Annotated in this window: 12 protein-coding genes; 7 read left to right on the top strand and 5 right to left on the bottom strand. The window is 59.2% G+C overall.

The annotated features are described in order from the left end of the window. Positions 1–5: 5 nt before the first annotated feature. Complete coding sequence (gene ppk1, locus LRS06_RS01725) at positions 6–2294, top strand: polyphosphate kinase 1 (protein ID WP_257869887.1); 2289 nt, start codon at positions 6–8, stop codon at positions 2292–2294. A gap of 223 nt (positions 2295–2517) precedes the next feature. On the opposite strand, the gene LRS06_RS01720 is transcribed toward ppk1, so the two are convergent. Beyond that, positions 2518–3510, bottom strand: coding sequence for a phosphatase (locus LRS06_RS01720; RefSeq protein WP_257869886.1), 993 nt, complete (start codon positions 3508–3510; stop codon positions 2518–2520). Positions 3511–3610: 100 nt separating this feature from the next. Further along, entirely contained in the window at positions 3611–7333 is a 3723-nt protein-coding gene (locus LRS06_RS01715) for a hypothetical protein (protein ID WP_257869885.1), read from the bottom strand. Between the two features lie 509 nt (positions 7334–7842). On the opposite strand from LRS06_RS01715, the gene LRS06_RS01710 reads away from it, so the two are divergent. Then, the gene (locus LRS06_RS01710) at positions 7843–9309 is read left to right on the top strand and encodes a carbohydrate-binding protein (protein ID WP_257869884.1); all 1467 of its coding nucleotides are present in this window, start codon (positions 7843–7845) and stop codon (positions 9307–9309) included. 82 nt (positions 9310–9391) lie between these two features. Here LRS06_RS01710 and LRS06_RS01705 read toward each other — a convergent pair whose 3' ends face one another. From LRS06_RS01705 to topA, 3 genes are all read right to left on the bottom strand, one after another. Then, positions 9392–10087: an NAD-dependent deacylase gene (locus LRS06_RS01705; RefSeq protein ID WP_257869883.1), complete on the bottom strand. Its 696-nt coding sequence runs from the start codon at positions 10085–10087 to the stop codon at positions 9392–9394. A gap of 80 nt (positions 10088–10167) precedes the next feature. After that, positions 10168–11055 carry a DUF4846 domain-containing protein gene (locus tag LRS06_RS01700; RefSeq protein ID WP_257869882.1) on the bottom strand — a complete coding sequence of 296 codons (888 nt, stop codon included), beginning with the start codon at positions 11053–11055 and terminating at the stop codon, positions 10168–10170. A 136-nt stretch (positions 11056–11191) separates the two neighbouring features. Beyond that, a complete protein-coding gene (gene topA / locus LRS06_RS01695; RefSeq protein WP_257869881.1) occupies positions 11192–13675 on the bottom strand; it encodes a type I DNA topoisomerase in 2484 nt (827 codons plus the stop codon). A gap of 341 nt (positions 13676–14016) precedes the next feature. On the opposite strand from topA, the gene LRS06_RS01690 reads away from it, so the two are divergent. The 5 genes from LRS06_RS01690 (at position 14017) to LRS06_RS01670 (ending at position 22199) form a co-directional block, all read left to right on the top strand. Next, positions 14017–18366, top strand: coding sequence for a HAMP domain-containing protein (locus tag LRS06_RS01690; protein WP_257869880.1), 4350 nt, complete (start codon positions 14017–14019; stop codon positions 18364–18366). Positions 18367–18444: 78 nt separating this feature from the next. Further along, entirely contained in the window at positions 18445–18981 is a 537-nt protein-coding gene (locus tag LRS06_RS01685) for a chemotaxis protein CheW (protein ID WP_257869879.1), read from the top strand. A 40-nt stretch (positions 18982–19021) separates the two neighbouring features. Next, entirely contained in the window at positions 19022–19432 is a 411-nt protein-coding gene (locus LRS06_RS01680; protein ID WP_257869878.1) for a response regulator, read from the top strand. 500 nt (positions 19433–19932) lie between these two features. Continuing rightward, positions 19933–20577 (top strand): CheB methylesterase domain-containing protein, encoded by a 645-nt coding sequence (locus LRS06_RS01675; protein ID WP_257869877.1) that lies wholly within the window; start codon positions 19933–19935, stop codon positions 20575–20577. Then, positions 20574–22199 carry a chemotaxis protein CheA gene (locus tag LRS06_RS01670; protein ID WP_257869876.1) on the top strand — a complete coding sequence of 542 codons (1626 nt, stop codon included), beginning with the start codon at positions 20574–20576 and terminating at the stop codon, positions 22197–22199. The genes LRS06_RS01675 and LRS06_RS01670 overlap by 4 nt, the downstream gene beginning before the upstream one ends. Positions 22200–22206 lie beyond the last annotated feature (7 nt).

Below are 22206 nucleotides of genomic sequence, written 5' to 3'. Positions count from 1 at the left end.
CCGCTATGAAACTTTTCAAGTCCGCCGACCTCATCCGCAAAAGCAAATACATTAGCCGCGACCTGAGCTGGCTGCGCTTTAACTACCGCGTGCTCGACCAGGCCAAGGACGCCAGCAAGTCCTTGTTCGACCGGCTGCGGTTCCTGAGCATCACCAGCTCCAACCTCGATGAGTTCTTTATGATTCGCGTGGGGTCGCTCTACAACTATATCGACTATGGCAAGGAGCGGGTGGACTATTCGGGACTGCGCGAGCTGCCTTTCCGGCGCAAGCTGCTCGACTTTGCCCACCGCTTCATCAACGACCAGTCGCTCACGTACCACTACGAGCTGAAACCGCAGTTTGAGCGCCACGGCTTCAATATTCTGCGAATGGAGGAGCTCACGGAGCTGGAGCTGAAGAAAGCTGAGGGCTACTTCAAGCATACCGTGTTCCCGCTGCTCACGCCCATGGTGTACGACTCCTACCACGGCTTTCCGCTGATGATGAACCAGATGCTCATCTTCGGGGTCGTCACGCGCACGGGTGTAGATACCGACGTGGAAAAGGGGCAGGAACGCCTCACCTTCGTGCAGATTCCGCAGAACCTGTCGCGCTTTTTTGAGCTCACGCGCAAGGACAAAGTCATCTTCGTGCCCATCGAGGAAATCGTGCGGGCCAACCTGCCCAAGCTGTTCCGCAACATCGAAATCGTTTCGGCCAACCTGTTCCGCATCACCCGCAACGGCGACTTCACCCTGGAAGAGTCGGAAGACATCGACGTAGACTTCATCAAAGAAATTCAGGTAGGCCTGAAGACGCGCAAGAAAGGCCGCGTAGTGCGGTTGGAAGTGGAGCAGGATGCCTCGCTGGTGCTGATGAGCGTACTCAAGGACCGCTGGAAGATTGACAACGGCAATGTGTTCGTTATCAACTCGCTGCTGGATATGCGCGGGCTCACGCAGATTCTGAAGCACCCGAACTTCCGTGGCAAAGGCTCCCGGATGCCTTCGCCCGTGACGCCGCTGAGCCTGCCCGATGGGGCCGAGGACAACCTCTTCGAGTACCTCAAGCACCACGACGTGCTGCTCCACCATCCCTACAACTCCATCGAGCCGGTGGTGCGGCTGCTGGAACAGGCCGCCGAAGACCCCCACGTGCTGGGCATCAAGCAAACCATCTACCGCCTGGCCGACGACTCGCGGGTGTCGGCCGCGTTGCTGAAAGCCGCCGAAAACGGCAAGCACGTATCGGTGCTGTTCGAGGTGAAGGCGCGGTTCGACGAGGAGAAGAATATTCGCGAGGGGGCACGTCTGGAAAAAGCAGGCTGCTTTGTCATCTACGGAGTAGGTAAGTACAAGACCCACACCAAGCTGCTGATGATCATCCGCAAGGAAGGGGAGAAGGTGACGCGCTATGTGCACATCGGCTCGGGCAACTACAACGAGCAGACCTCTCGCCTATACACTGACGTAAGCCTGCTCACTACCAACGACGTGTACGGCCACGACGTGTCGGAATTCTTCAACGTAATCACCGGCCACTCCCAGCCCGACGGCTACGAGTACCTGATTACGGCGCCCAAGGACATGCGCCAGCAGCTGATTCACCTGATCCGGGAGGAAGCCAAAAACGCCAAAAAGGGCCTGCCCAGCGGCATCATCATGAAGATGAACTCCCTGGAAGACAAGGAGGTCATCGACGAGTTCTACAAAGCCTCCAAGGCGGGCGTATCCATACGGCTGATTGTGCGCGGCATCTGCTGCCTGCGCCCCGGCCGCCCCGGCCTCAGCGACAATATTGAGGTGCGCAGCATTGTAGGCGAATACCTGGAGCATGCGCGCTTGTTCTACTTCCACCAGGCCGGACAGCCGGAAGTGTATGCCGGCTCCGCCGACGTGATGGTGCGCTCCTTTGACCGGCGCATCGAGGCCCTGTTCCGTATCGTGAACCCGCAGCTCACGCGCGAGGCCATCAACATTCTGTACTTCAACCTGAAGGACAACCAGAACACCTACATCATGCGCGAAGATGGGGCCTACGTGCGCCGCCAGCCCGGCCCCGACGAGGTGCCCTTCAATGTGCACAAGGAGTTTTACCAGAAAAACTTTGGGGTAGTGGCCGAGAGCCTGCTGCACCAGGAGTATCTGGCTACGCTGGCCGCCTCGCAGCCGGTGGTAGAAGAGGTTTCAGCCGTGATTATGGCCGCTGAGGAAGACGCCGACGAACAGCCCGCCGACTTCTGTACTCCAGTAGATACCGGCGAAGATGAGACGGAGTTGCCGGTTTCGCTACCGGTTTCAGCGGGGAATTAGAAGCTTACAGGGCCTCACCCCCGCCCCCTCTCCCGTGGAGAGGGGGCCTGACGAAACAAGACCTCGGCTTACCAGCCGAGGTCTTGTCGTGTAGAAGCAATTTCGTTAGGTGGTAGCAGCTGCGGAGGCGCGAGCCGAAGCAGTTGCGCCGGGCAGGGATGTTGGCTCCCCTCTCCACGAGAGAGGGGGGCGGGGGTGAGGATCGGGTCACCGGTCAGGCCTTTTACTCTACGTCCGTGGGGCGGCTTTGCACGGTGAGCTGGGGGCTGCCGGGCCTGTGGTTGTCTTTGGGGCGGAACTCCTCGAAGTGGTCCTCGAACAGGGCTTGCAGCATGCCGTCTTTCAGACCGATGTCGGGCACGATCATGGAGTGGATGTTGGCCCACTGCATGGCCGAGAGGTAGATATGGCCGGCGGGCACGATGACGTCGGCGCGGTCGGGGTTGAGCATAGCCACGTTCACGCGTTCATCCATGCTCAGGCTGGTGAGGTGGTCGAGGATGGTGGCAATGCGGGCACGCGTCACGGGCTTGTCAAGCTGGGGCTGGGCCAAGCTGTAGAGCTTGTTGATGTTGCCGCCGGTGCCGATGGCGCGCGTAACGTGGTAGCGGCGGCCGTTTTCCGTCACCCAGTCTTCCATGCGCTGCCAGGTTTCGCGCATAGCCTCGGTGCTGAGGCCAGCTTCCTCCTGCTGCATGCGCCGGATAGAGCCCACCTCAAAGGACTGCGAAGCCACTTTGCGCCGGTCGTGGTAGATGTTGAACTCGGTGCTGCCCCCACCCACATCAATGTGGAGGTAGTGCTTTTTGTCTTCGAGCAGGTGCTCAATTACCCGGTTGATGTAGGCGGCTTCGTCCTGCCCGTCAATTACCTGCACCGTCATGCCCAGTTCCTGTTGGATGCGGGCGGCCACTTCCTGGCCGTTCTCGGCGGTGCGCATGGCGGAGGTGGCGCACACCAGGTAGTGGTTGGGCGCCACGTCGTGTACCTCCATCAGCAGCTTCAGCGCGTGCAGGAACTTGATGAACTTATCCTGCTTTTTCTCCGAGATACGGCCGGTGGCAAACACATCCTCACCCAGGCGCAAAGGGTAGCGCACGTACTCCACCCGCTTGAGCCGGTACCGCTCGCCATAGTGGAGCACTGCCGAAATCTGGCAGCGCACCGCATTTGATCCAATATCGATGGCAGCCAGTTTCAGCAGAGGGTAATCCATAGGAGTTGATTAGGCGAGGAAAGGCAGTCGGTAGACAAATATAGCCGTTTACGGGCAACCCAGACGGTTATAGGTACCACTATTTGGGCAAAAGAAAACCCTACTGGTCGATGCGGAAGCCGACGCCGAACTGGAGCAGGGCGCTTTCTTCCGCAGAGGTCTGATAGGAGACGGACAATGCTAACTGCTCAGTAACGGGGGCGATGTAGAAGCCGCCGCCGTAGCCTGCATGCCAGCCCGTGGGCGAGTCGCCGCGGAAGTACACGCGGCCCTGGTCGTAGAACCCGAACACGCCGTAGTAGAAGGGCAGGATGGAGTTCTTGCTTTGGCCTAGGGCCAAGCGCAGCTCGGTGTTGAGGTAGGCGCTGGCGTCGCCGGTAAAGCGGTTGCGTACGTAGCCGCGCAAGCCTTCACGCAAGCCCAGATTGGTGTATTTGTAGAAGGGAATCTGGTTTCGGTCGCCGTAGTTTTTGGCTCCGCCTACTTTCACCACCAGCGTGGCCGGCACGAGCAGGCGGGCCGTACCGTAGAACTCGCCGAAAACCTGGGTGAGGCCGAAGTTGGCTTTAGCTTGGTTGAGCTGGCGGTAGGAGTCGTGCTGGGCCCGCAGGCGCACCCCGCGCCGGGCAAAGCTCTGCCGGTCGCGCAAATCAAGGTCGAGCACGGCATTCAGGCCTAACAGCCGCTGAAACTGCGTATTGGGCCGCAACTCATCAGGAATCGGGTTAGGATTTTCAGTGCCCAGAAGGGAATTAGCCGTGAAGTTGGATTTGTAATGCTCATAGCTCGGGCCGATGCGGAAAAGGCTGCGCTGCAGGAAAGTGCGCTCCAGAAAGGCATTGGCGGTGTAGCCTTTGTAGCGGGCCTTGTAGAAGTTGTCGTCGTAGAGGTCGTCGTCCTTGGTCGTCTGGTTGCCGAGGCCGAAGAAGTTGTAGTACTGGAAGTAGTTGCCGTACTCGGTGCGCAGCCCAATATCCCACTTCCTGATGGCGTAGCGGTAGCGAGAGTTCAACGAAACCTGAAAGTTGCCGTTGGTGGAGCCCTGGATGTCGATGCCGTAGAGGTTCTTGAAGCCGGGCTTGCGGAAGCCCTGGTGCACGATGTCGAAGCCCGCGCCGGCCCCAAATCCGTCGCTCTGGTTGAAGATGAGCGTGGCGCGCGGGTTGTAGCCGTCGTACTCGAACTGCTCCCGGTCGTAGCGGTTCACGTCCAGCTTGGTGGAAGTGCGGTTGTCGCCTTCCTTGCTCAGCTTCAGTTCGGTGTCGGGCACGTCGTACACTTTCGTCAGTGCCCGCAGGCCCGCTACGCTCGATTCATCGGCGATGCGGTCTTTGCCGTCGCCGCCGATGATGCGCAGCAGGATGCTGTGCTTCGCCTGACCCGTAACGGTGAAAATGTCGTCGTCGCCGAGGCCGTAAATACTTACCTCATCGGTTTCTTTGCGCTTGAAGGTGCGGTCGAAGAGCGGTTCGCCATCGGGCTGGTCGGTGCCCTTGGCTTTGTCGAACATACGCACGCGCAGGTTGCCGTCGGGGAGGCGCTCCACCTGGAATACCTCGCTCTTGTTGGAGCCCACCACGTCCACGCGCTCGGCCAGCATCAGGTAGTATTCGTCCAGTGCTTTGGGCAATTCCTGAATGCGGGCTTTCAGCTTCCGGTTGATTTCCTGCCCCGAAAGTGCCTGGATTTCCTGGGGAAACTGAGCCGTAGCCTGGTCGATGGCGGTGGGCGTAATCTGCTGCTGCAGGTACTTGCCTACGTCCTGCCACTGCTCCCGCGTGAGCGACTGAAGCAGGAACCTGTCCAAATGGCGAGCCGGCCAGTTCAGGCTTTCCATGTCGTGAAACTCCGCTTGAAAGTCCTCAATGCTAGGCACAGCCCACTCGCGGTTGGCCGTCCAGGTTAGCAGCCCGTTCCAGAGGGTAAACGATTGGTCCCGGTCGCGCGGAATGGGCTTGTAAATAGTGGTGTTGCCTTGCTTGTAGCCGGCCCATTTCCAGTTGTCCTCGTGCTTGCCAAAGTCAGCCACCAGCATATCAAAGGCGCGGGCCTTGCCAAGGGCCACCGCATCCACGCGGTTGTCGTGGTCCTTGTAGAGCTGGCGGAAAAAGCTGAAAGAGCGGCGTACTTCGTCGGCCCCGCCAAAGCCCGGCAGGTTGGGCTTGGGGTCAACAGGTCGGTCCTCCAGAGTGCCCAGCAAGCCGGCGTACTGGTCCCGGTAGGAATCGAGATGCTGGTTGTCGGGCAGCACAAACAGGCGCGGCCGGGCGTGCAGAATATCGGTCTGGTCGAGCAAGGATGACACGGCCAGGGCAGAGTAGGGATGGGCCGTGGGCGTGATGTCGCGCAGCACGTCGGCGGCAATGGAGTTGCGCAGCTCGGGGGGCAGAATCTTGGTCACGTCCTTGTCCACGGAGCGGAACACGTACTCCGAGGAGTCGGCGGCAATGAGCTTGAGCGAAGTCGTCTGCCGTCCGCCGCCCCGCCCAAATGGGCGCAGACCGCCTTTATCGGTAGCCAGATTGAGCGTGGGTACCTGCACCGGTTGCGTCCAGGATGTGCGGTAGAGCGGCCCCAGGAAAAACCGCTTGCCGGGGCCTCCTTGGTATTGGGGACCGGGCGTCACTGTCATGCTGGCAACATAGGGCGCATCAGGCTTAGTAGTGACTACTCCGCTGGGGGCAGTGGGACAATCGGGAATAAAGGCATTAACGGGTATTCCCGGCAGGCGCGGCTCCTGGCAGGCACTCTGGAAAAGGGTACCCGCGTAGGCTTCCTTCAGCGTCTTGGCAGGGCCCTCAAAGGTGTAGAAAGCCGTTTTTACGGTGCCGTCTTCGTAGTATTCAAGCTTGGAAAAGCCTTCTTCGGACTTGTTGTAGAGAGAGTTGGCATTGGCGCCCACGTGCTGCTTTTCGGTAAAGGAGCCAGCCACCAGGTGGTAGTTGCCCGCCAGTTGGGTGAGCTGCAGGCTGTAATCGTGGGCGGCGGCGTACACCACGCCGGGATTTTCCTGCAGCGTATTCAGCAGCTCCTTGCGGAAGTTCTGGTAGGCTGGGTTGGCCATATCGCGCGGGGAGCCCACGTTCTGGCGGTACGCCGTGTAGAACGAGCCTACCAACGGGGGCAGAAAGTGACGCAGCACGGGCATGTGACCCCCATAAATGCCATTGCTCACGACGGGCTGATGGCCCACCAGTAGCACGTTTTTGCCTTTGGTATCGTCTAGAATATCCTGCAGCTGCTCCCGGAACTCCTCCTGCGTCATGGTTTTGCAGTCGGTGTCGGGCGCTTCGGGCCGGTCGTAGGGGTGCGTCCACCAGGGCGAGTTGATGGCTACCAGGCGCACGTTGGGGGCAATATCCACCACTTCAGGACCGGGGCAGCCACCCGTGGGAACAAAGGCATTCTGGCCGGGCAGGCGCTTTTCAATGTACTTTTCCAGCCGACGTACGCGCTTTAGGCCCTCGGGGCCGGAGTTGGCCCAGTCCTTATCCCCGGGCACAAAGTAAAGCTTGCCGTTGGGCAGGCCCGTGAGCAGGTTAATCAGCGCATCGGCGCGGGCTTGCTGGCTGGTCGTACTGCTGTCTTGTTTGCCTGTTAAGCCTTCATTACCCACAATGTCGCCGAGGTGGACCACGGTAAACGGACCGGTGTGCTGTTCTAAAGTGCGGCGCAGCGCCTGCAGGTGAGCAGGGGTAGGCGCGGTGGTGGCAGTGTTGCCGAGCAGGAAAACGGTATGGGCCGGGGTCGTCTGCGCCAGCACCGGGCGCGTTGCCGTAAGCAACAGCGCCGCTGCCAGCAGCCGTAAGTAAGGGTTGAGCATGTAGCTGGAAGGGAAATCCGAACAGGAAGTGCCTTACTTACGCAGAAAGCTGAACGGGGATAAGACCAGATTAAATTTTCTTAATCCGGTGAAAAGAGTACTCTCTCTGCCATCAGCATACTCTCTGGGGCTACTTGCTGAATCGGCCGGTCGAAATAGGGCAGGTAGAAACACGTATTTTGAAAATACTTTGTTGAAACTGACCTGACGTTACAATAAATTAAAAATTCCCTGTGCAAAATCCTGCTTATTTGCTTGTTTTCTAACCGTTTCACCAACTGGTGTTTTCGGAGGATTAAATCAGGCCTAGTGCGCAAGTAAGTACATCAATACGTGTGACGTAAGTGTGAAAAAGTCAAAGAAAGAGAGTTTTAGCGCCATGTAAGGCGTTTTCAGCAGTTGACATTCCACTAGCCAGCCCAATATATTGCTGCTGTTTCCAAGTCTGCATCCGCAGCTTTTGAAGCGCCGCACTCCTCGACCTACCTCTTTTCCACAACCCCACCATCATGAAGAAACTTTTTACCACATTCTGTGGCGCTTTGGCATTGGCCGGTGCCACACAGGTTGCCCAGGCGCAAACCTACCAGCAGGTATGGGCCGATGAATTCAATGGCAGCATCAGTTCCAGTTGGGTCTTTGAAACCGGCGGCGGCGGCTGGGGCAACAACGAAAAGCAGTACTACCAGCGCGCCAACGCCACCGTGAATGGCACGGACCTGATGATTACGGCCCGGAGAGAAAATGTAGGCGGGTTGCCCTACACCTCGGCCCGGATGAAAACGCAGGGCGTCAAGCAGTTCACCTACGGTAAGATAGAAGCCCGCATCAAGATGCCGTTGGGCCAGGGCCTATGGCCGGCTTTCTGGATGCTGGGTGCCAACATCGGGCAGGTTGGCTGGCCGGCCTGCGGCGAAATCGACGTGATGGAGCACATCAACTCCGAAAGCAAGGTGTACGGCACGGTGCACTGGGACAGCAACGGCCACGCCGAGTACGGAGGCAACACCGTGACGACGCCCCAGAACTACCACGTGTACACGGTGGAGTGGGAGCCCACTTACATCCGCTGGTTTGTTGATGGGGTGAAATACCACGAAATCAACATTGCCGGCAACACGGGCGGCACTGAGGAGTTTCAGCGGCCCTTCTTCCTGCTCCTAAACCTGGCGGTAGCCGGCAACTGGCCCGGCCAGACAGTAGACGAAAGCAAGCTGCCCGCCACTATGTACGTCGACTACGTGCGGGTATTCCAGAAGACGAGCACCCCGCCGGCTTCCAGCGTTACGCTGCAGGCGGAAAGCTACTCGGCCATGAACGGCGTACAGCTGGAAAACTGCTCGGAAGGCGGCCAGAACGTGGCCTATATCGACGCCGGCGACTGGATGGCCTACAACAACGTCAACTTCCCTACTTCCGGCACTTACAAGCTAGAGTACCGCGTAGCCAGCCCCAGCGGTGGTACGTTGTCGTCTGATCTGAACGCCGGTTCGGTGCAGTTAGGCAACGTGGCCATTCCGGCTACCGGGGGCTGGCAGAACTGGACTACGGTTTCCAAGAACGTGAACGTCAATGCGGGCACCTACAACTTCGGGGTGTTTGCCCAGACCAACGGCTGGAATATCAACTGGATCCGCATCACCAAAGTAACCTCACTGACCAGCTCCAGCGGCGCTACTGCCATCGGCACGGCTACGGATGCCAAGACCAAGACGGCTAGCGGACCCTTTGGCGTGGAGGTATACCCGAACCCGCTGCCCGCCGGCCGCACGTTGCAGCTGCGCCTGAGTGGCCACGATGCCAAAGTGCCCGTAGGCGTACGCATCACCACGGTAAGCGGCCAGGAAATGCTCCAGCGCACGACTTTTGCCAACGGCGAACTGCAGCTGGATTGCCAGTCGCTCAAGAGTGGCCTCTACCTGCTGCGCGTAACGAGCGGCGAATCGACCCAGGTGCAGAAGCTGGTAATCCAGTAGTGCATCAAGCTCAACTGGTTTAACACAAAAAGCCCCGCTACATTTTGTGGCGGGGCTTTTCGTATGCCAAGGTTAACCAGAATCAGCTTTCGGCCCGCATCAGTTCGGCGGCTACTTTAGGCACGCCGGTGGTGGCGGGCTCCGTGATGAAGTGCAGATCGGGGCGGGCTGAAACCGGTGGGCGGCTGGGGTCGATGATGTAGATGGGCGTGCCAGGCCGGACGTAGTCGACGAGACCAGCCGCCGGATACACCTGCAGGGAAGTGCCCACCACCAGAAACACGTCGGCCGTAGCGGCTTCCTCTACGGCCCGCTCCATCAATGGTACGGCTTCGCCAAACCACACGATGTTGGGCCTGAGCTGATGCCCTTTCTCGCACAGGTCGCCCAGCTCTATCCGGTCCGATTCCATGGGGTACACCAGTTGCTCGAAGTAAGAGCTGCGCGACTCAAACAGCTGGCCGTGCAGATGAATAACGTGCGAGGAGCCGGCCCGCTCGTGCAGGTCGTCCACGTTCTGGGTTACAATCACTACGTCAAAGTCCTGCTCCAGCGCGGCCAAGGCCAGGTGGCCGGCGTTGGGCTCCGTGGCACGGGCAGCGCCCCGGCGTTGGTTGTAGAACTCCAGCACCAGCTTGGGGTTTTTAGCCCAGCCCTCAGGCGTGGCCACGTCCTCGATGCGGTGGCCTTCCCACAGCCCGTCGGAGCCCCGAAAGGTGGCCAAGCCGCTTTCAGCCGAAATTCCGGCCCCGGTGAGGGCCACGATTTTCTTTTTCATAGGTAGCGGGGATAATAGATTCGTCAGGTATATACCTTGTCTGGGCCCGTGTGGTTCGGAGCAGTACCGCTGCTGCTTGCCTACTCAAACCGGCCTAGCTCGGTGCGCTCGAACGTCCACTCGGGCGTAAGCACCTGGTCGGCCTGCGGGTCGAGGAAAAACCAGGCACCCAGGCCCGGGCCCGCCTGGTTTTTCAGGACGTGCACCTGTTGGGCAGGCATATAGCTTTGCGCCAGCAGGGCTACTCGACGGCCGGTAGTGGCTTGCACCGCTACGTCCAGCACCAGCACCGCGTGGCCCGGCGAGCCGCCGTGAATCAGTACGTCGCCCGGGCGTACCTGCGTTAACGGAACAGGCCGCAGTTCCTTGCTCAGCGACAGGGTACCGGCGTAAGTGAATATCCGGTCGAGGTAGCGGCGGAGGCTGGCGTGGCTGGGCGCTTCGGCGGGGCGTGGGGCAGGCTGCACGCTGTTGCCCGTCACCCGAAACCCTGTACCTGAGTACCAGTCCTGAAAGCGGATATCGTGGCCGCTGGTGAGGTGAAAATGAATCTGGTTGGGCTGCCGGCTGAATTGGTACTCGGCCCGCAAGCGGATAACCGCATCGGCGCACTGCTGCAGATCCTGAGTGCCTACGTCGAGGTCCAGCACCGCAGCGTGTACATCCTGGCGGTTTTTCAGCTGACCATTGTGCAGTTGCACCGGCGGTTTGCCCGGCAGCAAGGGCAGGTAGCGCAGCCAGGCCCCAAAAGACCCCGTCAGTACATCCACACGCTGGTAGCCCGGGGGCGGAGCAAACCGGGAGGCCAGCGTCTGGCGGGCGTTGTAGCGCCCGGCTGCCAGCCAGGCATAGTCCTGAGCCCGGCCGGAGACAAGGGTTTGCGCAGTCCTGGCTTGCCGGACTGGGGCAGATTGGGCCGGTATGGGGTTGCCAAGTGTGGCGAGCAGCAACAGTAGGATAGGCATCATCAGCATAGAAAATGGCAAGCTCAATGCAGACTTCCTAACGGCTCCCATCAGCTTGGTATTTCATCCAACCTACAACAAAAAAGGCCCCGACTAATGCCGGAGCCTTTTTGCTGCGCGGAATGGCGCGAAAGAAGCTTTACTTAGCCTTACTGGCTGTTTTGGAAGCGGCTGTTTTAGGAGCAGCCTTCTTAGCGGCCGGCTTTTTCGCCGCGGGCTTTTTGGCGGCCGGTTTCTTGGCGGGCGTATCCGCTTTTTCCTCGGCAGCCGGCGCAGCTTTCTTCCCGAAGCGGCCGCCTTTGGCTGGTTTATCGGGCGTGGCGTCGGCCAGCTCCAGGCAGCGTTCCAGCGTTAGCTCCACGGGTTCTTCGCCTTTCGGAATCTTCACGTTTTTCTTGCCTACCACGATGTAGGGCCCGAAGCGACCATTCAGTACCTGCACGTCTTCGCGGCTGGGGAAGGTTTTAATCAGGCGCTCCGAGTCCGACTTGCGCTTGGCTTCAATCAGCTCAACGGCTTCCTGCGCCGTGATGGTGTGCGGATCCTGCTCCTTGGTAAGCGAGTAAAACTTGCTGTCATGGCGGATGTAGGGGCCAAAGCGGCCGAGCGCGGCCGTCATGGCCTTGTCCTCGAACTCGCCCACCACGCGGGGTAGCTTAAACAGCTCCAGCGCTTCTTCCAGGGTGATATTCTCGATGAACTGTCCTTTGCGCAGGCTGGCATACACGGCCTTCTCGCCTTCGGGGGCGCCTTCCAGTGGCTCGATCTGCACGTAGGGACCAAAGCGGCCCAGGCGAGCCGTCAGCTTCTGACCGGTTTCGGGATGAACACCAATTTCGCGGGTGCTGCCCAGCGTGCTGCGCTCAATGTCCTGCCCGCGCTCTACCGTTTCGTGGAAGGTGCTGTAGAAGCCGGCCAGCATATCGGTCCACACTTCCTGGCCATCGGCAATGCGGTCAAACTCGTCTTCTACCTTGGCCGTGAACTGAAAGTCCACAATTACGGGGAAGTGCTCTACCAGGAAATCCGTTACCACCATGGCTGTATCGGTCGGAAACAGTTTGGCTTTGTCGGCTCCGTAAGTTTCGGTTTTTACCTCGGTTTTCACCGCGTCGCCATCCAGCGTAAGCACATGGAACTTGCGCTCCTTACCTTCGCGGGTATCTTTTTCCACGTAGCCACGCTTCTGAATGGTGCTGATGGTAGGCGCGTAGGTGGATGGCCGGCCGATGCCCATTTCCTCCATCTTTTTCACTAGGGAAGCCTCGGTATAGCGGGCCGCCGGGGAGGCATACCGCTCGGTAGCGCGCAGCACCTGCAGGGGCAGATCCTGGCCCACGCTCAAGGGCGGTAAGCCGCGTGAAAACGACGATTCCGCAGCGTCATCCTGCTCGTCATCGTCCTTGCTTTCAGCGTAAGCTTTCAGGAAGCCTTCGAAGGTAATCACCTCGCCTGTAGCGGTAAGCATAACGCCGGGTTGGGTGCTGATGCCAATGGTAGCCACCGTGCGCTCAATCACCGCGTCGGCCATCTGGGAGCCCAGGGCGCGCTTGCGAATCAGGTCGTAGAGGCGCTGCTCGGCGGAGTCCTCACCGGCTTTCACCAGGGCAAAGTCCGTGGGCCGGATGGCTTCGTGGGCTTCCTGGGCCGAGGCCGACTTGGTTTTGAACTGACGGGTGTGCGCGTATTCTTCGCCGTAGGCCTGCGAAATAGCCACCTTGGCCGCCGCCAGCGCATCCTGCGAAAGGTTCACGGAGTCCGTACGCATGTAGCTGATGCGGCCAGCTTCGTAGAGCTTCTGAGCCACGCTCATCGTCTGAGCCACCGAAAAACCCAGCTTACGCGAGGCTTCCTGTTGCAAAGTAGAGGTAGTAAACGGCGGCGCGGGGCTGCGCTTGCCGGGCTTTTTCTCCAGGTTTTCGATGCGGTAGCTGGCTCCCACGCAGCGCGCCAGGAAGGCCTCGGCTTCGTCGCGGGCAGCAAAGCGCTTCGGCAGCTCGGCTTCCAGCACGGCCCCGCGACCGGCATCAAAGCGGGCTACCACGCGGTAGGCGGAAGACGTTTTGAACTGGCTGATTTCCCGCTCCCGCTCCACTACCAGCCGCACGGCCACACTCTGCACACGCCCGGCCGAGAGGCCGGCTTTTACTTTTTTCCAGAGTACCGGGCTCAGCTCAAAGCCTACTAGCCGGTCGAGCACGCGGCGGGCCTGCTGGGCATTCACCAGGTTCAGGTCGATTTCCCGGGGGTTGTCGATGGCTGTGAGAATGGCATTCTTGGTGATTTCGCGAAACACGATGCGGCGGGTTTTGTCGCCACCGGTCAGGTTCAGGGTTTCGGCAAGGTGCCAGCTGATGGCTTCGCCTTCGCGGTCATCATCACTGGCCAGCCACACGGTTTCGGCTTCCTTGGCCAGCTTCTTCAGCTGGCTGATGATTTCGCGTTTATCGGGCGATACGACGTAGGTAGGCTTGAAGCCATTGGCAATGTCAATGGCATTATTATCCTTCGGCAAATCACGCACGTGGCCAAAGCTGGATTTTACAATGAAGTCCTTGCCCAAGTAACCTTCGATGGTTTTGGCCTTGGCTGGGGACTCGACAATGACTAGGTTCTTAACCATATAAGAGGAAGCAGGGCGGGGGCTGCCGTTATTTTCTTGAGTAGAACGGGAAGCAGCGCAGGGAAGTTGAATTTTGCCGCAAAGATGCTGCAATATTCCGGCCCGGTATTTTATTCATCCAGATAAAGTTGAAATAAGGCCGGGAGTCTACTACACAATAGGCAAGTAAGTAGTTCAGCAGATGATGATTGAGCTATATAGCGCGGCAAATCAGGAAAAATTGCGGTGAATTAGGCGGGTTTGCCAGTTTTGTTACCTTTGTCGGTCTGACGAAAAGGGCTGAGTTCCGGCTTGTCTTCATCTGCACTGCCTTTATTTCCGGCTTCGCAATTCCATAGTATATGGCTTCTGGCAAACCCACCCGCGCCGCTAAATCCGCCGATTCTTCTGTTACTACCGCCACCGACGCGCCGGTAACGCCCCTGCGCAACGGGCAGTCTGAAGCGGCGCCTTCCAAGAAAGGCACGGCCGTTACGAGTGACAGCACGCGCAAGCGGGGAGTGGTGCGGGCCGAAATAGCCGACCAAGCTCCTGACTATGTCAATGAGCAACTTAACCGCGTGCTCTACGCCCTCGATGCCTTCAAGAAAGGCGACGTATCGGTGCGCCTCACCAAGCAGAACGACGACATCTTCGCCGAAATAGCCGAAGCCTACAATTCCATGGTGGAAATGATTGGCGGGGTAGGCGGCGAGGTGTCGCGCATTTCGAAGGTGGCCGGGGTGGAAGGAAACCTGAAAGCCCGCGCCTCCGCCGAAAATGCGGCCGGTTTCTGGCGCGACATGATCAACAACATCAACGGCCTGGTAGACAGCATTGCCGTACCGGTATTGGAGGTAGGCAAAGTACTCAAGAACATCAGCCGCGGCAACCTCGACGAATCCTTCCAGATTCCGGTGTCGGGCGACTTCAAGGTGATGGCCGAAACCATCAACAAAACGATTGACAACCTCAACGTTTTCGCTGGCGAAGTAACCCGCGTAGCGCAGGAAGTAGGCACAGAAGGAAAGCTGGGTGGCCAGGCCTCGGTACCGAACGTGGGCGGCATCTGGAAAGACCTGACGGACAACGTAAACAACATGGCCAGCAACCTGACGAGTCAGGTGCGCGACATTGCCAACGTGGCTACCGCCGTAGCGAAGGGTGACCTGACGCAGAAGATTACGGTAGATGTAAAGGGCGAGCTGCTGCAGCTGAAGCAGAACCTGAACCAGATGGTGGACTCGCTCAACCTGTTCGCCGGCGAAGTAACCCGCGTGGCCCAGGAAGTGGGTACCGAAGGAAAGCTGGGTGGTCAGGCCTCGGTGCCGAACGTGGGCGGCGTATGGAAGGACCTGACGGACAACGTAAACAACATGGCCAGCAACCTGACGAGTCAGGTGCGCGACATTGCCAACGTGGCCACGGCCGTAGCCAAGGGTGACCTGACGCAGAAGATTACGGTAGATGTAAAAGGGGAGCTGCTACAGCTGAAGCAGAACCTGAACCAGATGGTGGACTCGCTCAACCTGTTCGCCGGCGAGGTAACCCGCGTGGCCCAGGAAGTGGGTACCGAAGGCCGCCTCGGCGGTCAGGCTGTAGTGCCCAACGTAGCTGGTACCTGGAAAGACCTGACGGACAACGTAAACACTATGGCCGCCAACCTGACTTCTCAGGTACGGGACATTGCCAACGTAGCCACGGCCGTAGCCCGCGGCGACTTGAGCCAGAAGATTACGGTAGATGTAAAGGGGGAGCTGCTACAGCTGAAGCAGAACCTGAACCAGATGGTGGACTCGCTCAACCTGTTCGCCGGCGAAGTAACCCGCGTGGCCCTCGAGGTAGGCGCGGAAGGAAAGCTGGGGGGCCAGGCCTCGGTACCGAACGTGGCCGGTGTGTGGAAGGAGTTGACTGACAATGTAAACTACATGGCTTCGAACTTGACAAGCCAGGTACGGGACATTGCCAACGTGGCCACCGCCGTAGCCCGCGGCGACTTGTCGCAGAAGATGACGGTGAATGTGAAGGGAGAAATTCTGGAGCTCAAGAACATTCTGAACCAGATGGTGGACTCCCTGAACATCTTTGCCGGGGAAGTAACCCGTGTGGCCCGCGAAGTAGGCACCGAAGGCAAGCTGGGCGGCCAGGCCAACGTGCCCCGCGTAGGCGGTACCTGGAAAGAGCTGACCGACAACGTAAACACGATGGCCAGCAACCTGACCTCTCAGGTGCGGGACATTGCCAACGTAGCTACCGCCGTAGCTAAAGGTGACCTGACCCAGAAAATAACGGTAGATGTAAAAGGCGAGCTGCTGGATCTGAAGAACATTCTGAACCAGATGGTGGACTCCCTGAACATCTTCGCTGGGGAAGTAACCCGCGTGGCCCGCGAAGTGGGTACCGAGGGTATTCTGGGCGGTCAGGCCAACGTGCCGAACGTGTCGGGTACCTGGAAAGACCTCACCGACAACGTAAACACGATGGCCAGCAACCTGACTTCTCAGGTGCGGGACATTGCCAACGTGGCCACGGCCGTAGCCCGCGGCGACTTGTCGCAGAAGATTACGGTAAACGTAAAGGGCGAGCTTTTCCAGCTGAAGGAAAACCTCAACCAGATGGTGGACTCCCTGAACACGTTCGGCGACGAAGTAACCCGCGTGGCCCGCGAAGTAGGCACCGAAGGCAAGCTGGGCGGCCAGGCTGTGGTGCCCAACGTGCGCGGAACCTGGAAAGACCTCACCGACAACGTAAACTTCATGGCCGCCTCGCTCACCAGCCAGGTGCGGGACATTGCCAACGTAACCACCGCCGTAGCCCGTGGCGACCTGAGCCAGAAAGTATCCGTTGATGTAAAAGGCGAGCTGCTCGACCTGAAGGACAACATCAACCGGATGGTGGACTCGCTCAACATCTTTGCCGGCGAGGTAACCCGCGTGGCCCTTGAGGTAGGCACGGAAGGCCGTCTCGGTGGTCAGGCCAACGTGCCCAGCGTGAGCGGGGTATGGAAGGAGCTGACCGACCGGGTAAATACCATGGCCTCCAACCTCACCACGCAGGTACGAGGGCTGGTGAAAGTAGTAACCGCCGTATCGAAAGGTGACCTTACTCAGAAGCTGACCCTGGAAGCCAAAGGCGAAGTAGCTGATCTGGCCGACACCATCAACCGAATGGTGGATGACCTGAACCGACTGGCCGTAGAAGTTAGCCGGGTGGCCAAGGTAGCCGGGGTGGAAGGCAAGCTGACGGAACGCGCCACAGTAGGTGGCGTATCGGGCTCCTGGAAAGAACTCGTGGATACGCTCAACGCCCTGCTCGAATCCATTGCCTCCCCAGTACTGGAAGTGGCCCGCGTAGTGCGCGCCATATCGGAAGGTGACCTGACCCAGCGCGTGGAAGTACCCACCGCCGGCGACATCATGGCCATGTCCGATGCGCTTAACTTGGCCGTGGAGAACCTGAACGAGCTGCTCGGTGAAATCAACGACTCTTCGTTGGTTGTGGGGTCGTCGTCGGAGGAAATGGCCGGCAAAGGCCAGGAGATGAGCCGCGTCACGGTTGATGTGGCCCTGGCCATGCAACAGATGGCAGAAGGCGCCCAGAACCAGGCCCTCAAGACCGACCAGGCCTTCAAGCTGATCGAGGAGATCATGACGGCCACCAAGGAAACGGCCGGCAAAGCCGACGTCGGTATCAAAGCCGCTATCCTGGGTGAGCAAACCTCGCAACTGGGTCTGAAAACGGTAGCTGAGGTGGTGAAGAACATGGAAGAAATTTCCAACGCCGCCGCCCAGACGGCCCGCACCATTGAAGTACTGAGCACCCGTTCCGGGGAAATCAGCAAGTCGCTGGGCGTGATTACCGACATTGCCTCGCAAACCAACCTGCTGGCTCTGAACGCCGCTATCGAAGCGGCCCGGGCCGGGGAAGCTGGTCGGGGTTTCGCGGTAGTAGCCGAGGAAATCCGCAAGCTGGCCGAAGGCTCCCGCAAGTCGGCCAACGAAATTGCCACGCTGGTAGAAGACGTAAAGAAAGATACGACCTCCGCCGCCACCGCTATTTCGACCATGGAAGGCCGGGTACTCAAAGGCAAAAACGCTACGTTCGAAGCCTCCAGTGCCTTTAAGAACATTGCCACCTCCAGCGGCGAGACGCTTCGCACTTCCCGCGACATCCTCACGGCTACCGAGGTGCAGAAAACCTCGATTGGCGACGTAGTAAAGTACGTGGAGGAAGTGGTAGCCATTGCCGAGCAGACGGCTTCGGGTACGCAGCAGGTAGCCGGCACGGCCAAGCAGCTTTCTTCGAGCATGCAGGAACTCACGGCTTCCAGCCAGAAGCTGGCTGACATTGCCGACGACCTGCAGGCAGGCTTGTCCAACTTCCAGCTGATCGAATTCGTGGAGCCCGAGCCCGAGCCTGAACCCGTTCGGCGCGGTCTGCGGCGTATGGCTCAACAGGTGAAGCCCGAAGCCAAGCAGCCCGTGCGGCGGCAGCAGGGTCCGGTAACGCGACAGGCTGCCCGTCCGGCTACGTCGGTAGCGCGGCAGGCTGCGCCGGCTAAGGGTCCCTCAGTGGCTCAGGCTAAACCGGCTGCTAAGGCTACTACCAAGCCAGCGCGGGTCGCTGCCCCTGAAAAGGCCGCTGATGCTTCGGAATCAACCAACAAGCCGGAAACCACGCCCCGTAAATCTTCCAAAAACAAAGGCAAATAGTTTCGGAGCGTCGGCAAGTGGGCGCGCGGTGGTGCTCCACCGCTGGCCTTTAGCCGGTAGCGTTTCAAGCGCAGCAGTATGCAAACAGAAGCCAGCGTAAGTAAAAAGCAGGTCGTTCAGGAAGCCGTTATTCAGCTGATTATTTTCAAGCTGGGCAGCGAGGAATACGGCGTGCGCATCGAGCAGGTAAAGGAAGTGACCATCACTCCGGAAATTGCCCAGATGCCCAAAACGCCCGCTTTCGTGAAGGGCATTGCCAACCTGCGGGGCGACATTATTGCCATCATCGATCTGGAGGAGCGGTTTGGCTTGCGCCGCGGCCATCAGCCTACCACCGAGGGGCTGTCCTACACGCTGGCCATTGAGGCCAAGGACTACACCATCGGCATTGTAGTGCGGGAAGTGCCCCAGCCGCTTTCCCTGCCCATCTCAGCCATTGAGAAAGCCCCCGAATTCATCCAGGACAACGGGATTCAGGAAAAATACATTGAAGGTATTGCCCGGCTGGAAGGACGCATCATCATCGTGCTGGACATGATGAAGCTGCTGACGCCAGCCGAAATCATGCAACTGAACACACGCGGAGAATCTTCCGGGGCACGTTCCCGTACGTAGTCCCAACCGTTTTCCCCGTCACACCCCGTTTCCCTCATTTATGAAAAACCGCATTCTCATCGTAGACGACTCGTTCTACATGCGCACGATGCTGAAGAATATGCTCACCGACGCCGGTTACGAGGTGGTAGGCGAAGCAGCCAACGGCCAGCAGGCCCTGGAAATGGCCACCGCCACCCGCCCCGACCTTATCACCCTCGACGTAATTCTGCCCGATAATACGGGCCTGGATGTACTGAAAGGCATTCGGCAGGAGCAGCCCGAGGTGCGCATCGTGATGTGCAGCGCCGTTGGGCAGGAAGTGATTGTAAACGAAGCGCTGGAAAGTGGAGCCGTAGCGTATATCGTGAAGCCATTTTCGGAAGAGAAGGTGCTGGAGATTGTGAGCACCGCCTTGCAACAGGGCAGCGCCGCGGCCGAAGCAGCCTCCGATACCGACGAAGCTCAGTAATAGCCCGGCTGACGACTATTTCGGCTGTCAGCCTACGGCTCTAGTCATACCCTTTCGCCACGCTTTCCTTTTTCCGTGATTCGCTTATCTCCTGAACCTAATACCGTCTTGCTTGGTGAGCTACCGGGGCTTTCGCGCCTGGAGCTGACCCGTTGGCTGGCGGTTGCGCCCGATATGCGGGTGGTAGGCTCAGGGGGCACTGCGGAGGAACTGGTGCGTCAATGCCAGCGGCTGCGGCCCAGCCTGGTCATTGCGGGGGAAAGCGCCTTACCGGTTCTGGCTCAACTCAATCGGTTGCGTCCTGTACCCGTACTGTTGTATGCCAATAGCCTGCCGCTGCCAGGCATGCTACGCGAGGTAGCCCGCTTTGGAGTGTACGATTATATACTGCCGCTGCTGCCCCGGGAGCACACTGGTGCCGCCCAGCAGCGGACCGATTTCTGGCGCAAAATTCGGGCGGTGCTCCCCCGGTTTCGGCACCAGTTCCCAGGCCAGCTACATTGCTGGCACCGCTTCAGGGCGTTATCGTGCTCGGAGGGTCTACTGGTGGCACCAAAGCCGTGGAGCAGGTTGTGCAGCAGTTGTCAGCTACTCTGAAGCAGGCCGTGTTGGTAGCCGTGCATTTGCCGGCTCATTTTACGGCCTCGTTTGTGGAGCGTTTACGCCGCATATCCCCGCTGCCGGTGCAGGCTGCCAGCCATGAGTCGCGGCTGGAGCCGGGCAAGATCATGGTCATTCCCGGTGGGCAGAACATGGTGGTACGCCCGATCAGCAACGGGCCCTGGCTGGGCTGGCAAACCGAATTCTCCACGGAAATGCCGGGCTTCGATGTGCCTTCCATCGATCTGCTGCTGGCTTCTCTGGCCCGCACGATCGGGCGGAAGGTCACGGGCGTTATCCTAAGTGGACTGGGCAGCGACGGTACGGCCGGCGCGCAGCTGGTGCGCGCCCAGGGCGGCACCATCATTGCCCAGAATGAGCAGTCGGCTACGGTATTCGGGATGCCCAAATCAGTTATCCAGGCCGGACTGGCTTCCCAGGTGTTGCCTTTGCATAGTATTGCCGAGTTTATAAACCGGTATGGTTCCGCGGCGTCGCCTGCCCATGCGCAGGCCCGTTCTGTTTCCCAACTCTCGCTCGGATGAAATCACGGGACCAGGAATACCGCGAAATGTTCATGGCGGAAGCGTTGGAGTACTACGACGCCATGGGCCGCCATATCAGCGAGCTGGAGAAAAACCCCCAGGCCGACGCCGCACTCAATGAGCTGTTCCGGCTGATGCACAACCTGAAGGCGAATGCACGGGCCATGGGCTTCAATGAGCTGGGCGAAATTGCCCACGGCATGGAGACTATCTTCGGTCTGATTCGCAGCAAGGAAAAATCCTTCACGGGCTCGGTTATTCCTGTCATCTTTGGCGGCATCGATACTATTGGCGTCATCATTCGGGCCATTGGCGAGGACGCGCCGCTACCCGAGGCAAGCATGTTGCTGGCCAACCTCGACCGGCTGGTGAAAGGTGAAGAGCCCATTCTGGAAGGCGAGCTGGCTACCGAAGACTCCCGCAAGCTGGAGCTTTCGGACCTGGTTTATATCCAAATCAAGAAGCTTGATCATCTGCTGAATCTGGTTGGAGAACTAATTATTGACCGCGACCGGGTGTTTACCCTGGGCCAGGAAATTGGCAATCCGGCGCTTCAGGCGGTAGCCTCGCACCTGTACCGCATTGCCGATGAGCTGCAGTACAGTGTAATGGATGCCCGCCTGGTAAACGTTGGGTCGCTGTTCAACAAGTTTCCGCGGGTGGTGCGCGACGTAGCTACAGCCGAGCAAAAGGAAGTCAACCTGACCATCAGCGGACAGGATATTCAGATTGACCGCAACATTCTCCAGATCATTACCGATGCGCTCCTGCACTTGGTACGCAACGCCATCGGGCACGGCATCGAGCAGCCCGCCGAACGCGAAAAGGTTGGCAAGCCGCCGGTAGGGGAGCTGGCTATCCTGGCCTCGACGGAGCGCGACGATGTACTCATTCAGGTGCGCGACGATGGGCAGGGTATCAATGTGGAAAGCGTGCGGCGCAAAGCCGTGGAGCGCGGGCTGGTAAGTGCCGGCGCTGCGGCCTCGCTCAGCCCCAGCGACGTGCGGGCTTTCCTCTTTGAGCCCGGCTTTTCTATGGCCAAGGAAGTAACTGACATTTCGGGCCGGGGCGTGGGCCTGGATGTCGTGAAGCTGGCCATCGACTCCCTCGGCGGGCAGCTGCGCGTAGACTCGGAACTGGGCAAGGGCACTACCTTTACGCTGGTATTGCCCACCTCCATTGCCGTAAAAGGCGCCCTGCTCTTTGAACTGGAAGGCCGCAGCTACGCCCTGCTGCTCATGCACATCGACTCGGTGGTATCCCTCTGGCCGCAGCAGCTGCATGTGGTGGGCGGTATGCTCCTGGCCGAAGTGCAGGGCGAAAACGTGCCGGTAGTGAGCTTGCGGCAGCTGCTGCATTCCGGCGACGAACCATTGCCTCCCGCCGACCGCAGCGAGCTGCACGGGCGGCAGGACATCATCATTGCCAACTACAACAACCGGCGGCTGGGCCTCATCGTCGACCGGTTTGTACGCCAGCAAAACATTGTCATCAAACCCATGTCTCAACCCCTGGATACCATTGATCTGTTTGGCGGCGTTACGCTGCTGGGCAGTGGGCAGGTATGCCTGGTGTTGGATGTGCCGGCCATAACCCGAGTGTTTCTGGCCAAAAGACCTTAATCAACGT

Source organism: Hymenobacter sp. J193 (genome assembly GCF_024700075.1).
Taxonomy (GTDB): Bacteria; Bacteroidota; Bacteroidia; order Cytophagales; family Hymenobacteraceae; genus Hymenobacter.
Note: the sequence above shows the minus strand (reverse complement) of the source record. Positions and strands in the feature narration are given on the sequence as shown.